Source organism: Aquisphaera insulae, assembly GCF_011064615.1.
GTDB lineage: Bacteria > Planctomycetota > Planctomycetia > Isosphaerales > Isosphaeraceae > Aquisphaera > Aquisphaera insulae.
Window position 1 is genome coordinate 14,167 of sequence record NZ_JAALJH010000001.1, and the last position, 14,506, is coordinate 28,672.

The following is a 14,506-nucleotide window of genomic DNA, read 5'->3' on the forward strand; positions in this document are numbered from 1 at the left end:
CGCCGGCCGCGGAGGATTAGGATGGTGGCCAGAGGAGCCAGCCCACGATGCCCGACCAGCACACGGATCAAGCCCCGTTCCGCCCCCACCCGCATCCCGGCCTCCTGATCGCGCTCGAAGGGCCGGACGGGGGGGGCAAGACGACCCAGGCGGCTCGCCTGGTGAGCTGGCTCCGGGAAACCGGCCTCGACGTCGTGGCCTGCCACGACCCCGGCAGCACGGCCGTCGGCGAGCGGCTCCGCCAGATCGTCCTCGATCGGGCCTCCGTCCATCTGAGCGTCCGGGCCGAGGTCTTCATCTACATGGCGAGCCGCGCCCAGCTCGTGGACGAGGTGATCCGGCCGTCGCTCGAGGCGGGCCGCGTGGTGGTCACCGACCGTTTCTTGCTCTCGAGCCTCGTCTACCAGGGCCATGCCGGCGGGCTCCCGCTCGACCTGGTCGCCCGGCTCGGGCGCGACGCCACGGACGGTCTCCTCCCCGACCTGACGCTGGTCCTGGACGTCCCGCTCGACGCCGCCCGGGCGCGGGTCGGGCCGGGCCGGGACCGGATCGAGGACCGGCCGGACGCGTATCGCAATCGGGTCCGCGAGGGGTTCCTCCACGTGGGTCGCGACCCGTCCGCCTACCCGGCCCGCACGATCGTCGTGGACGCCAATGCGGACGCCGATTCGGTCTTCGGTCGGATTCAGAACGAGGTGGGACGTGTCCTGGCAATCGGTCCGCGGCCATGACTCGATCGTGACCATGCTTCGCGCCGCGGCTCGCGCCGGCCGGCTCGCGCACGCCTTCCTGTTCGTCGGGCCCGAGGGCGTCGGCAAGCGGACCCTCGCGAGGGTCCTCGCCCGGGCCCTGCTCTGCGAGACGAATCGCGAGCAGGACCTCGACCCCTGCGGCGAGTGCCCGGGCTGCCTCCAGGCCGAGGCCGCGACCCACCCGGACCTGCTCGAGTTCGGCCGGCCGGCGGACCGCTCGGAGCTGCCGATCCAGGTGATCCGGGACCTTTGCGCGGAATTCGGCCTGAAGCCGGCCCGGAGCCGGCGCAAGGTCGCCATCGTCGACGACGTCGACTCCATGAGCGACGAGGCGGCCAATGCCTTCCTCAAGACCCTGGAAGAGCCCCCCCCCGGCGCGGTCCTGATCCTGATCGGCACCTCCGCGGAGCTCCAGCTCGACACGATCGTCTCGAGGTGCCAGGTGGTCCGCTTCCGCTCGCTCCCCGATCCGCTGGTCGCCGACCTGCTCGAGTCGCAGGGCGTGGCCAGCGACCCCGCCGACGCCGCCCGGCTCTCCGCCCTCGGCGAGGGGAGCCTGAGCCGGGCGATCGGCCTGGCCGACCCCGAGCTCGAGCGGTTCCGCCGCGCGCTGATCGACGACCTGGCCGCCGACCGGGGCTTCGATCCGTCCCTGCAGGCGCAGCGGTTCCTGGCCTTCGTCCGCCAGGCCGGCAAGGAGTCGGCCGACCATCGACGCCGGGCCGCGCTCCTGATCGGCGAGCTCGGCCGCCTGTTCCGGGGGGTGCTCTGGCAGACCGCCGGGCTGGAGCCCCCCAGCCCCGACGCCGAGGACCGCCGCGCCGCCTCCGAGCTGGCGGCACGGCTCGAGCCGGAGGATGTCTTCGCCCTCATGGATCGCTGCCTGGGCGCGGCCTATCACCTGAGGCGGAACCTCCTCCTCCCCGTCGTCCTCGAATCCCTGTTCCACGACCTTTCACGACTGCTGAACGGCCGCGCCCGCGAGTAACCGCCGGTCGAGCCGGCAGGAGATCTCGATGAAGAAACCTTCGGCGCCTCATGGGCATGACTCGGGACCGACCGCGGCCCCCTCCCCGGCCACGCCCGACGTTCGGACGGTCGGCGGATACCTCGTCGAACGGCTCCAGGCGTTGGGGGTGAAGCACGTCTTCGGGATCCCGGGGGACTACGTGCTCGGGCTCTACCGGCTGCTGGACGAGAGCCCGATCCAGGTCGTCGGCATGACCCGGGAGGACAACGCGGGCTTTGCGGCGGACGCCTACGCGCGAATCCACGGCCTGGGGTGCGTCTGCGTGACCTACTGCGTCGGCGGCCTGAGCACCTGCAACAGCATCGCCGGGGCCTACGCGGAGAAGTCCCCGGTCATCGTCCTGAGCGGCTCGCCGGGGATGAACGAGCGGGCGCACAACCCCATGCTGCATCACAAGGTGAAGAACTTCGACACCCAGTTCAAGGTCTTCCGTCAGATCACGGCGGCGTCGGCCGTCCTCGACCATCCGGAGACCGCCTTCAGGGACATCGACCGCGTGCTCGAGGCCGCGCTCCGATTCAAGCGTCCGGTCTACCTGGAGCTGCCCAGGGACCAGACCCATGCGCGGCAAGCGGCCCCGCACCACCCCCACGCCGGCCTCCCCCCCAGCGACCCGGCCGCGCTCCGCGAGGCCCTCGACGAGGCCGCGGCCCTGCTGACGTCGGCGAAGCGGCCGATGATCCTGGCGGACGTCGAGATCCACCGATTCCGGCTCCAGGATCGCCTGCTGGAGCTGGCGGAATCCACCGGGATGCCGATCGCCACCACGATCCTGGGGAAGAGCGTGATCTCGGAGGCACATCCCCTCTTCGCCGGAGTCTACGAGGGGGCGATGGGGCGTCCCGAGGTCACCGACCTGGTCGAGAACGCCGACTGCTTGCTGATGCTCGGCTGCTTCCTCACCGACATCAACCTCGGCATCTTCACCGCCAAGCTCGACCCCTCGAAGTCCATCGACGTCACGAGCGAGGACCTGAGGATTCGCCACCACCATTATCGGGACGTGCGGCTCGACGACTTCCTGGACGGGCTGATCCGGCGCAAGCTCGTCGTCGCCGGGACGCCCGTCCCGCCGCGCGGCAATCCGTTCGAGGCCGCGGTCGCCTCGCCGGAATCGCCGGTGACGTCGTCGCTGCTGTTCGGCCGGCTCAACGCCCTGCTCAAGGCCCACACCGAGATCACCGTCATCGCGGACATCGGCGATTCCCTCTTCGGCGCCGCGGACCTGGAGATCCATCGCCACACCGAGTTCCTCAGCCCGGCCTATTACACCTCGATGGGGTTCGGCGTGCCGGCGGCCGTCGGCGCCAGCATGGCATCGGCGGGCCCGCGGATCCTCGTGATCGTGGGCGACGGGGCCTTCCAGATGACGGGGATGGAGCTGGCGACCATCGCCCGCCACGGCCTCAATCCGATCGTCGTCGTGCTCAACAACCACGGCTACACCACCGAGCGGTTCCTCCTGGAAGGGCCGTTCAACGACATCCACAACTGGGAATACCATCGAATCCCGGAGGTACTCGGGGCCGGGATGGGCCTGGAGGTCCGCAACGTCCGCCAGCTCGACGAGTCCCTGGCCGCGGCCTGGGCCAACACCGGATCATTCAGCCTGCTGAACGTCCACCTCGATCGCTACGACCGCAGCCCCGCGCTCGAGCGGATGGCGAGCAAACTCTCGAAGATGGTCGACAACCGCGACCGATGACCCCGAGACGGCGAACGGCCCGCCCGGCCCGGCGTGTTGCCGGACCGCGCGGGCCGTCGCGACCGAGGTCGGTGCCGAGCTGGCGCGATCAGACCTTGCCCAGCGGATTCCCCTTGCTCGTGTAGCGCGTGTTGACCGACTGCGTGGGGACGATCCGGGCGGTCGTGCCGTGCGCCGTGTGGGTCCACTGGTACGTCTTGCCCGGGTGGAACCGGCCGCGGGTGGCGACCTTGCTGCCCAGGGTGAAGGCGCCCGATCGCTTGTAGGTGTTGTGGCTCTGGGCCTGCCCCCGGCCGTTCACCTTGGCGCCCGGGTGATAGTACGCGTAGAACCGCTGCTTGAAGCCGTCCGGCACCTGGTACTGCTGGAGGGCCACCCGCAGGGGGATCGGCGAGTAATTGAGCGTGGAGAGCGAGGAGACGGTCGGGACGAAGTTGTTGCCGAGGTCCGGGATCGTGTAGGTCAGGTTGACGACACCCGGCGGCGTCACGCCCGCAAAGCCGGTGAAGGTCCCCCCGCCGCCACCACCACCGCCGCCGCCTCCGCCGCCGCCGGACCCGCCCAGGATCGGCAGCGAGTTGGCCGGCTGGAGGGCATCGAGGACGATGGCCGCCGCACCGACGAGCGGGGTCGGCGGGTTGGACGTGCTCGTGTTCAGCGTCCCGGTGTACCCCGGGGCACCGGCGATGAAGTCGCCGCTGCCGTTGGCGAAGGCCGAGACCGAGATGCCGAAGTTGATGGCGTCCGAGCTCTGGAACGTGGTGGGGAAGGTGAGCGTGTACTGGCGGGCGATCGAGCTGGTGAGGACCTGGCCCAACCCCTGGAAGGTGTTCGTCGAGGCCCCCTGAAGCTCATACGCGCTGCCGGACCCGCTCTGGGTGGTGTCGCCCGGCGCACCGATCAGGATTCGGCTCGATGTCGAGCTCGACTGGGTGTTGATGTAGGAGACCGAGTTGCCGACCCGGGCCCCCGTGGTCGCCCCCACGAACGAGGCGGCCAGCGGCGAGATCCCGGTCAGGTTCAGGGCGGTCGTCGGGCTGGCGAGCTGGATCGGATTGGTCGAGTTGGCGATCAGGCCGGCCGTGTACTGGCCCGACGAGTTGACGGCCCCCGTGGCGACGCCGTAGAAGACGCTGACGCGGCCGGACGTGCCATTGGCACCGGGCGAGCCGATCATGAAATCGCTGAGCTGGTCGACGCCATTGTTGAAGCTGCCGGCGCTGCTGACCGTGGTCCCGGCCCGGTCGGTTCCGCCGCCGACGAAGACGGCCCCCTGCGGCGGCGTCGGATCCGTGGTCGTATTCGGCGTGATCTGGAGCCGGCTCAGGTCGAGGATGCCGCCGAGCAGCCCGTTCGACATGGTCGTCCCGCCGTAGACCAGGTAGGCCGCACCGGCGTTGCTGTTGAAGCCCGGCGCACCGATCAGGAGCGAGTTGACCGGCTGGGTCAGGCCGTTGACGTTGCCCGCCCCGGCCACCGAGTAGCCGGCCTGGTCGCCGCTGTTGGCGCCCGAGATGGTGAGCTGGGAGCCGGCCTGGACCTGGACGACGTTGTTCGTGCCGATCGAGCTCGGCAGCGACGAGAGCTGGAAGATGAACGCGCCGCCGTTGCCCGTCTTGCCGTTGAGCGAGGCATTCGGCTCGCCGATGACGACGTAGTCGTTGCTGTCGCCGAAGAGGTTGTTGACCAGGGCCGCCGAGGTCCCCAGGCCCGCCGACGGATTCGCCGTATCCTCGAAGGTGATGATCGTCAGGCCGGAGTAATTCTGGGGCTGGTCGAGGTCGATGGGGGCGGACCGCAGGGTCGACTGGTTGAAGTTCGAGGTCGCGGCGACGTAATAGAGCCGGCCGCCGCCGGTGTAGTTCGGCGCCCCGATGAAGAACCCGCCGTTGCCCGCCGCGGCGACGAACGTGCCCAGCCCGGAATTCGTGGACTGGCTGGTGATGAAGGAGACGCCGTCGAAGTTGTACGCGTAGGGGGAGTTGCGATTCGTGAACGGGTTGTAGTTGAGGGTGCCGCCCAGGTTCGAGAGGACGCCGGTCCGCTGCTCGGGCGTCGCCGACAGCCAACTCTGGGTGGACGGGAACGACGCGGAGCGGTCGCCGAAGACGAGGTAGGCGGTGTTGCCGATCCCGTTCGAGGCCGAGATGGTGGTCCCGCTCCGGGTGACCGTCGGCGCGCCGATGACGTAGTCATTGCTGCCGTCGCCGTTCATGTCGCCGAGGCCCGCCGTCGAGTAGCCGGCCCCGCCCGCCTGGACGTTGCCGACCTGCATGATGCCCAGGCCCGGGTCGGTCGTCTGATTGCTCTGGGTCTGATTGAGGCCGCTCGAGTCGGCGATGAACGGGAGCTGGCCGCCCAGGGTCTGGGGGCCGTTGGGGGCGGTGGTCGCCTGGCCGGCGAGGTTGAAGGGAGTGCCGGCCCCGAGCTTGAGCACCGCCATCAGGTAGCGATCCTCGAGCCCGTCCGGATTGGGCCGGAAGGTGGCCCGCTTGTGCGGCCGACCGGCCGACGATTCAGACCCGCGATGACCAAACCGCATCGGAGACTCCCTTCTCCACAAGTCAGAATCCGGCGTCCGCCACCGGCGACGACGATCGAGCCGGCCGCGGCAGGTCCCTGGATGTCCGATCGCCGGGACTCGTCTCGCGAGCCCGTCCTCCGACGATTCGGCGCATCTTCGCCGCCAGGGCTTCCCTGTCATGTGACCAATTTCGGCCCGGGGACGGCCCGCACTCTAAGGAAAACCCGAACTGCACCCGCCGGCACCACGCCCGTCCGCCGTGCTTTCGTCTCAACTGGGATAGACCGCATTTCCGATACAACCCGTGAGTCGGCAGACCGCCGACGTCGGCAGCGCCAACGATCCGACACGCCCGGGTCCCGTGAGCGTCGTGGAGGGCGCGCTCGACGGGGGCGGACGAGCCGGTGGCGCGAGCCCGGCACTTATCTCAGCCTGTTCGCGGCCCTGGGCCGCTTGGTGACGAGGTGAAGTCCATGTTCAGGATTGGTCATCTATCCCCGGGTGCTCTCCGGCGAGGTCTGCGGCGGGGAGCCATCTTCACCATCCTGGCTGCGGGGTCCCAGGCGGGCTGCACCCGGGAATTCTACCGGGAGTGGGCGAACCAGGACGTGTCCGAGGCGGTCTTCGAGAAGAGCCGCGACCCCCGCTGGAGGCTCGACGTCTTCTCGGTCGAGCCGCCGGCCATGTCCCGGTTCGCCTCCCCCTACGATCCCGAGTTCCCCCCCGCCCCGCCCGACGACCCCGCGACCGAGGCCCTCTCCCCGGTCCCCCAGGCGCCCGACAATCGGCTCCTGGTCCCGGCCGAGGGCACGGGATACCTCGAGCTTCTGGAGAAGTGGCGGTCCGAGCGCGAGGCCAATGACCCCAACTTCAAGGAGCCGCCGGGCCCCCGTCCCCCCGACGAGGCCGCCGGCTCGCCGACCCCGAACGTGGGCCGCTCCATCCAGCCCCCGGATACCGCCTCTCCATTCGCGCCGGGGACCGGCACGCCGGACAACCCGGCACCCGGGACCTCCGGGCCTGGCCCCGATCCGGCCGCCGGCGGATACACGCCCGGTCGAGGCGGCACCGCACCCGGCCCGAAGCCGGCCGGACCATCGGCCTCGAATTCCGTCCCGAATTCCAGGACCAAGCCCTCGGGTTCAACGCCTATACAGACAGCGACTACCCAGGCTGCCCGTAAGCCGTCATCCATTCCGCCCCCCAAACCCATCGAAACCCTGGTCGCGACCGGTTCGAAGCGGAAATCGGGGCTGAAGGATTCCGCCGTGCAGAGGACCGCACGCCGCCAGCCCCCCGGCGACGGCGTCCAGCAGCCCTTGCCCCCCGGGCCACGTATCCCCCTCGAATCGCGGGACGCCGAGCGAGAAATGTCCGAGGAGACGCGCAGAGAACTCGAGCGCATCGCCCCGCCCGGCTCCGGCGCCTTCAACCAGGAGCAGGCCGCGGAGCTCGCCGGCATCCTCGTGCCCAGGGTCCCGCCGCTCAACGTCGCCCAGGTCGCGGGCCTTCCCAGAAACGCCCGCCCCTACGTGGTGACGATGCAGCAAGCCTTCACGCTTGCGCTCATCAACTCACGCGTGTATCAGTCCCAGCTCGAGAACCTCTACGCCAGTGCCCTGACGGTGACGCTCCAGCGATTCCAGTTCGAGCCGCAATTCTACGCGGGCCTGTCGCCGCGTACCGCGCCGATCGGGGCGGGGTTCCCCGGCATCGTGCCGGCGAACCAGTTCCTTTACTCGACGCGAAGGTCCCCGGGCGGGCAGGTGTCGGCCCTGACCTTGGGCGAGGTGGCCGGCGTCGGCAAGCTGTTCAGCAGCGGCGGCCAGCTCCTGATGGGGTTTGCCAACCAGGTCGTGTTCAACTTCGTCGGCAAGAACCCGATTCAGCCCCAGGTCTCCTCCTCGTTGCCGCTCACGTTCATCCAGCCCTTCCTGAGGGGGGCCGGCCGGGCCGTGGTGCTGGAGTCGCTCACCCAGGCCGAGCGTAGCCTGCTCTACCAGACTCGCGCCTTCGCCAAGTTCCGCCAGGAGTTCATCGTCGTGTCGCTGACCGGCGGCACGATCGCCAACTTCGGCACCGGCGTCGCGGCCCAGGGCTTCTCCGGCGGCGGCAACAGCGACCCGACCCTGGGCTTCATCCCGGTCGCGGTCAATTTCGCCAATGTGATCATCGACCGCCGGAATCTCGCCTACTTCGAGCAGCTCGCGGCCCTCTACGAGGAGCTCATTGAGGGCGAGTCGTCCGGCCTCACCAAGCTCCAGGTTGACCAGATCCGGTCCAACGTCCTGGGGGCCCGGTCGACGCTGATCTCCGATATCCTCGTCCTGCGGAACCAGATCGACCAGTTCAAGCAGCAGCTCGGCATGCCGCCGGATACGCCGCTGGTCCCGGACCTGAGCCTCGTCCAGCCGTATCTGAACGTCTACAATGACATCGACGACTGGCAGCGTGCGGCCAATCGCAAGCTCGATGACATCCCCAAGATCGTGAACAAGATCCCCGAGCTCGAGGACATCGTGCTCGACGGCCGTTCGGTCCTGGGCATCTACAAGGGGAGCACCACTTACGACAACGAGGACGAGCTGGAGGCGACCCTCCAGGCGGCCGTCCGGATCGCGGCCGAGTACCGCCTGGACTTGATGAACAACCGCGCCGCGCTCTACGATGCATGGCGGCAGATCCGGGTGCGTGCCAATGCCCTCAAGGGCTACCTGGATGTCTCCATCACCAACCAGCTATTCACGCCGACGAACACGACGAACCCGTTCGCCTTCGTTGACCAGGCCAAGCAGTTCAGTCTGGTGCTCAGGGCGGAGCTGCCCCTGGTCCGGGTCGCGGAGCGGAATACCTTCCGCGCGGCCATCATCGCCTACGAGCAGGCCCGGCGCACTCTGATGTCCCAGGAGGACTTCATCAAGTACCAGTTGCGTAGCGACATCCGCGGCATGCAGGTGCAGTACATCAATTACGAGATCACGAAGCGCAACCTCATCCTCAACGTCCAGTTGAAGGATCAGGCGTTCGAGCAGATCATCGCCCCGCCGCAGGGGGGAACCTCGGGTGGCGTCGGCCTGGCGGCGAACGCCGCGACCCAGACCAACAATCTGGTCGGCTTCCATCGGAGCGTGATCCAGAGCGAGCAGTCGCTCATCAACGCATTCCAGGCCTACCAGGCCGCCCGCCTGACGGTGTATCGCGACATCGGCACCTTGCCTTATGACGAATGGGAGGCATTCAGTGAACTTTTCCCTTCAGAATACCGGGGACCCAGCCTCGGGCAAAACGCCGGCACCGGCGTCCAGCGACGTGCCCCCTCTGAAGCGGCCCAGCCGGCGCAAGCGGGCGGCCGGTAAGGTCTTCGTCGTCGGGCTGGTGGGACTGCTCGCCGTGGCCGGGGTCGCTTTCTGGAGCGTCCCCGGCCTGAGCAAGCCGATCCGCAGCTTCTTCAAGCCGGCCGAGGTCGACGTCGTCCCCTACGAGGTCAAGGCGGCCGTCCTGCCGATCACCGTGGGGGACAAGGGGGCGCTCGAGAGCTCCAAGAACCAGGACGTCCTCTGCAAGGTGGAAGGATCGACGACGATCATCTCGATCCTCCCCGAGGGCTCCAAGGTCAAGAAGGGGGAGCTGGTCTGCGAGCTCGACAGCGCCACGCTCAAGGACTCGCTCACCAACCAGAAGATCTCGACCCAGAGCGCGGAGGCGTCCTACCAGAATTCCAAGCTCACCCGCGAGGTGGCCCAGATCGCCGTCAAGGAATACGTGGAGGGGATCTACCTCCAGGACAAGGCGACGATCGAGGGCGAGATCAAGCTGGCCGAGTCCGACCTGAAGCGCTCCGAGGACCGGGTGGACTGGTCCAACCGGATGTATGAGAAGGGCTATGTCTCGAAGGCCTCCAAGGTGTCCGAGGAGCTGACCTATCAGAAGGCCAAGTTCTCGCTCGAGCAGGCCGAGAACAAGCGGAACGTCCTCGAGCAGTACACCAAGCAGAAGACGATCAAGGAGCTGAACTCCGAGGTCGAGAAGGCCCTCTCCGACGAGCTGGCCAAGAAGCAGACCCTCCAGATCGAGAAGGAGAAGGAGGCCAAGCTCGAGACCCAAATCGCCAACTGCAAGCTGTTCGCCCCCGGGGACGGCATCGTCGTCTACGCCAACGACCCGATGAAGAACTTCGGCAGCACCCAGCCCCAGATCGAGGAGGGGGCGACGGTCCGCGAGCGCCAGAAGATCTTCAGCTTGCCCGACATCCAGCGGATGCAGGTGAACGCCAAGGTCCACGAGTCGCAGATCGACAAGATCGCGATGGGCATGAAGGCCAAGATCCGGGTCGACGCCTTCGCGGACACGGAGCTGGAGGGGACCGTCCAGGAGGTGGCCCCCCTGCCCGACCCGTCCAGCTTCTTCAGCTCGGACATCAAGGTCTACACGACCAAGGTGAGGATCGAGAACCCGCTGCCGGGCCTGCGGCCGGGCATGAACGCCGAGGTCACGATCCTCGTCGACCGCAAGGAGAACGTCCTCAGCGTCCCCGTCCAGGCGATCCTGGAATATGGCGGCAAGGACCACGTGATGGTCAGGACGCCGAACGGCTTCGATCGGCGGGAGGTCGAGCTCGGCGCGACCAACGACAAGTTCATCGAGATCACCAAGGGGATCACCGCCGGGAACGTGGTGGCCCTCAACCCGACCGTGCTCCTGTCCGAGGAGCAGCGGCGTGAGATGGCCGGATCCGGCCGAGGCGCCAGCAAGAAGGACTGGGGCCCGATGGCCAAGGGCAAGGAGGGCGAGGCCGGCCCGCCCGGCGGGGCACCCGGCAAGGCAGGCCCCGGCGGGGCGCCCGGCAAGGGCGAGCTCGCCGCCAAGGGAGGCGACCCCGCCAAGGCCAAGGGCAAGGGGGCGCGGGGCCGCGGCGGGCCGGGCGGCGGGGCGTTCTTCGAGAAGTTCAAGAACATCGCCGCCGAGGACAAGGCCAAGCTCAAGACCGGCACCGAGGAAGAGAAGGCCGAGATCTTCAAGAAGGCCGGCTTCACCGACGAAGAGCTCGAGCAGATGAAGAACTTCCGCCCCGGCGGCGGCGGCGGGCCCGGCGGCCCTCCGGGCGGCGGCGGCGGCGGCGGATTCGGCGGCCCTCCGGGCGGCGGTGGAGGAAACTAGTCGTGGATTTCAGCGGAAACGGGAACGGCCGCGAGGACCCCATCGTCGCGCTCGTCGACGTCAAGAAGACGTACATGATGGGCCACCACAAGTCGGGTGGGCTCTTCGGCGGCCGGAATACCGTCCCGGCGGTCATCGTGCACGCCCTCCGGGGCGTGTCGGTGAACTTCTATCCCGGCGAATACATCGCCATCATGGGAGCCTCCGGATCCGGCAAGAGCACCATGCTCAACCTGCTCGGATGCCTGGACCGACCCACCAGCGGCCAGTACCTCCTGGGCGGCCGGGACGTCTCCGGCCTCGACGACGACGAGCTCTCCGAGGTCCGCAGCCGCTATCTCGGCTTCATCTTCCAGTCGTATAACCTGATCCAGCAGTACACGGTGCTGGAGAACATCCAGCTCCCGCTGACGTATCAGGGGAGCGGGGAGATCAGCCACGAGGCCCACGAACGCTCCGTCGAGCTCGCCAAGCTCGTCGGGCTCGGGGAACGCATCGACCACCGGCCCACCCAGTTGTCCGGCGGCCAGCAGCAGCGGGTGGCGATCGCCCGCTCGCTCGTCAACGACCCCTACATCATCCTCGCCGACGAGGCGACGGGTAACCTGGACACCGCGACCAGCCACGAGATCATGGCCATGCTCGGCCGGCTCAACGACGCCGGCAAGACGATCATCATGGTCACCCACGAGCAGGACATCGCGGAGCACGCGAAGCGGATCATCCGGATGCAGGACGGCCACATCATCGAGGACGGACCCAGCCCCCGGATGCTCCAGGCCCAGGGCGCACTCGCCGACGGATCGGGAGAGCCGGCCGGGCTCGAGTGGGAAGTGGAGTAGACCCGGGACGGGCGGCACGGCCCGCCCCCCGCATCGAGGAGGGCCGGCATCCCCGCCGGCCCCGACGAGCCATTCGGCGGATCTATCTTCGGAGAGGACGACGCGAAAATGGGGCGCATCTGGCGGGCCTTGCGGCTGGGAATGAAGAGCCTGCTCCTGCACAAGCTCCGGTCGGGGTTGACCGTGCTGGGGACGGTCTTCGGCGTCGCCGCCGTGATCTCCATGCTGGCGATCGCGGAGGGGGCCGGCCGGGACGCCCTGGAGCGGATCCGCTCGCTCGGGGCCACTAACATCATCATCCGGTCCGTGAAGCCCAGCGACGAGGCCCAGGCCACCGGCGGCCGGCCGTCGCGGATCCTCAACTACGGCATCAAGTACTCCGACTACGACCGGATCATCGAGACCGTCCCCACGATCAAGAAGGTCCTTCCGATCCGCGAGATCCGCAAGCAGATCCGCCGCTACCAGTATTTCCTCGACGGCCGGGTCGTGGGGACGACGGAGGACTACGCCGAGTTCAGCCTCCTGGAGATGGACCGCGGCCGATTCCTCACCGCGGCGGACAACGAGCGGTTCCAGAACTACGCCGTGCTCGCCGCCACCACCGCCAAGACCCTCTTCCCCTATGAAGACCCGATCGGCCTCTCCGTGAAGCTCGGCTCGGACTACTACACGGTGGTCGGCGTCACCAAGGAGCGGCAGAGCACCGCCGGCACCTCCGGCAGCCTGGCGGCCCAGGACTTCAACAAGGACGTCTACATCCCCCTCAACACCTGCAAGGTCCGATTCGGCGAGAAGATCGTCAACAACCGATCCGGCTCGATGGAGGCCGAGGAGACGCAGCTCTCCCAGATCACCATACAGGTCGGCTCGATCGACCAGGTCCAGCCGACCGTGCCGATCATCGAGGCCGCCTACGCCCCCTGGCACCCCCGCAAGGATGTCGAGAAGACCGTCCCCTACGACCTGCTCCTGGCCGCCCAGCAGACCGCCCGCCAGTTCAGCATCATCCTCGGCACCATCGCGGCCATCTCGCTGCTCGTCGGCGGCATCGGCATCATGAACATCATGCTGGCGACCGTCACCGAGCGGACCCGCGAGATCGGCATCCGCCGGGCCCTGGGCGCCAAGCAGCGGGACATCACCGTCCAGTTCCTGATCGAGACCATGGTGCTCTCCGGCGTCGGCGGCATCCTGGGCGTCACCCTGGGCATCGCCATCCCCAGGCTCATCGTCTTCTTCATCCCCGACCAGAAGGCGTTCGTGACCTTGCAGTCGGTCCTCCTGGCCTTCTGCATCTCGGTCGGCATCGGCATCCTCTTCGGCCTCTATCCGGCCAACCGGGCATCCAAGATGGACCCGATCGAGGCCCTCCGTCACGAGTGAGCGTTTCGACCCATCATCATGTTCCGGGTCATCGCCGGCAGGCATGCCAGGGATGGCCCCGCGGCGACCCGGCAACCGCTTTTCGGCCGGGCCCGTTTCGATCGCTGGGCCCTCCCCCGATTGGGCTTGCGTGGCCCAAACGGGGAGACTAGGCTTGAGTCCGCGAGATAAAGGAAGAGCGCGACCTCGGGGTCCCCGACGTCGCGTTTTTTTCTTCGACCTCGCGGCCCCGTCCCGAGACGAGGCATCCTGCGGTCGGAGATTTCTTGATGACTTCATTTCCCGAGTGCGCCGGCGCCTGTAAACAGGTCCTCCGCGTGTCGTGAGGCCCCGTCGGACGTGATCGGCCCGCCATTTCACGCGCCGATCGAGCAAGCGGCATCGACCACCCGGGGGCGAGATCTCCCGCAACGGCCCGCCGCGGTCTGCAAAACAGGCTCGTGCATCAACTCAGTGTCGAGGTGGGGAGCAGATCGGGATGTCCAGCGATCGTATACCGATGTCGAAGGAAGGCTACGAGAAGCAACTAGCCCTGCTCAACAGGATGAAGAACGACGACATGCCCCGCATCGCGGAGCAGATCGCCCAGGCCCGGGGCTACGGCGACCTCTCCGAGAACGCGGAGTTCGACGCCGCCGTCGAGGCCCAGGGCATGCTCCAGGCCAAGATCAACGACCTCCAGGAGAAGCTCGGCCGCGCCTTCATCGTGGACAAGACGACCCTCCCCACCGACCGCGTCGTCTTCGGCTCCAAGGTCAAGGTCCTGGACCTCGACCTCGACGAGGAGGAGGACTTCATCCTCGTCGGCCCCGGCGACGAGGACTACGATCAGAACAAGATCCTCCTCACCAGCCCGATCGGCCAGGGCCTCGTGGGTAAGAAGGTCGGCGACCAGGTCGAAGTCCCCATCCCCAGCGGCACCCTCAAGCTCAAGATCGTCGAGATCGGCATCGGTTGAGCCCGGTCAGACCCCGCCTGTCTCGGTCCTCCGGTCCCCTCCTCCCTACGTGAGAAGGTTGGTAGCGCCTTCCGAGGCCCGTGATGCGGCCGGGAACACCGCCCGGGCGCGTACGGCAGCTCGCGCCGTGCTCGGCCGAAGCCTCGCCCGGG

Annotated in this window: 9 protein-coding genes; 8 read left to right on the top strand and 1 reads right to left on the bottom strand. The window is 68.1% G+C overall.

Translation table 11 applies throughout. The annotated features are described in order from the left end of the window. Positions 1 to 47 precede the first annotated feature (47 nt). From tmk to G6O54_RS00070, 3 genes are read left to right on the top strand one after another with little or no spacing between them, the layout of a single operon-like run. On the top strand, positions 48 to 731 hold the full coding sequence (gene tmk / locus G6O54_RS00060) for a dTMP kinase (protein ID WP_250846626.1): 684 nt from the start codon (positions 48 to 50) through the stop codon (positions 729 to 731). Further along, positions 703 to 1,740 carry a DNA polymerase III subunit delta' gene (holB, locus tag G6O54_RS00065; RefSeq protein WP_165218942.1) on the top strand — a complete coding sequence of 346 codons (1,038 nt, stop codon included), beginning with the start codon at positions 703 to 705 and terminating at the stop codon, positions 1,738 to 1,740. The genes tmk and holB overlap by 29 nt, the downstream gene beginning before the upstream one ends. A gap of 28 nt (positions 1,741 to 1,768) precedes the next feature. Beyond that, the gene (locus G6O54_RS00070) at positions 1,769 to 3,487 is read left to right on the top strand and encodes an alpha-keto acid decarboxylase family protein (protein WP_165218945.1); all 1,719 of its coding nucleotides are present in this window, start codon (positions 1,769 to 1,771) and stop codon (positions 3,485 to 3,487) included. 88 nt (positions 3,488 to 3,575) lie between these two features. On the opposite strand, the gene G6O54_RS37240 is transcribed toward G6O54_RS00070, so the two are convergent. Next, the gene (locus G6O54_RS37240) at positions 3,576 to 6,029 is read right to left on the bottom strand and encodes a beta strand repeat-containing protein (protein ID WP_205678629.1); all 2,454 of its coding nucleotides are present in this window, start codon (positions 6,027 to 6,029) and stop codon (positions 3,576 to 3,578) included. A 455-nt stretch (positions 6,030 to 6,484) separates the two neighbouring features. Between G6O54_RS37240 and G6O54_RS37665 the strand changes: the two genes are divergently transcribed. The 5 genes from G6O54_RS37665 to greA all read left to right on the top strand — a co-directional run bounded on the left by G6O54_RS37665 (position 6,485) and on the right by greA (position 14,354). Continuing rightward, positions 6,485 to 9,367, top strand: a complete 2,883-nt coding sequence (locus tag G6O54_RS37665) for a TolC family protein (RefSeq protein WP_165218948.1) — start codon at positions 6,485 to 6,487, stop codon at positions 9,365 to 9,367. Continuing rightward, the gene (locus tag G6O54_RS00085) at positions 9,321 to 11,168 is read left to right on the top strand and encodes an efflux RND transporter periplasmic adaptor subunit (RefSeq protein WP_165218909.1); all 1,848 of its coding nucleotides are present in this window, start codon (positions 9,321 to 9,323) and stop codon (positions 11,166 to 11,168) included. Before G6O54_RS37665 ends, G6O54_RS00085 begins: the two co-directional genes overlap by 47 nt. A gap of 77 nt (positions 11,169 to 11,245) precedes the next feature. Next, positions 11,246 to 12,010, top strand: coding sequence for an ABC transporter ATP-binding protein (locus tag G6O54_RS00090; protein WP_369432117.1), 765 nt, complete (start codon positions 11,246 to 11,248; stop codon positions 12,008 to 12,010). A gap of 108 nt (positions 12,011 to 12,118) precedes the next feature. Further along, positions 12,119 to 13,396 carry an ABC transporter permease gene (locus G6O54_RS00095; protein WP_165218951.1) on the top strand — a complete coding sequence of 426 codons (1,278 nt, stop codon included), beginning with the start codon at positions 12,119 to 12,121 and terminating at the stop codon, positions 13,394 to 13,396. Positions 13,397 to 13,874: 478 nt separating this feature from the next. Beyond that, on the top strand, positions 13,875 to 14,354 hold the full coding sequence (greA, locus tag G6O54_RS00100; RefSeq protein WP_165218954.1) for a transcription elongation factor GreA: 480 nt from the start codon (positions 13,875 to 13,877) through the stop codon (positions 14,352 to 14,354). The last annotated feature ends 152 nt before the right edge of the window (positions 14,355 to 14,506 follow it).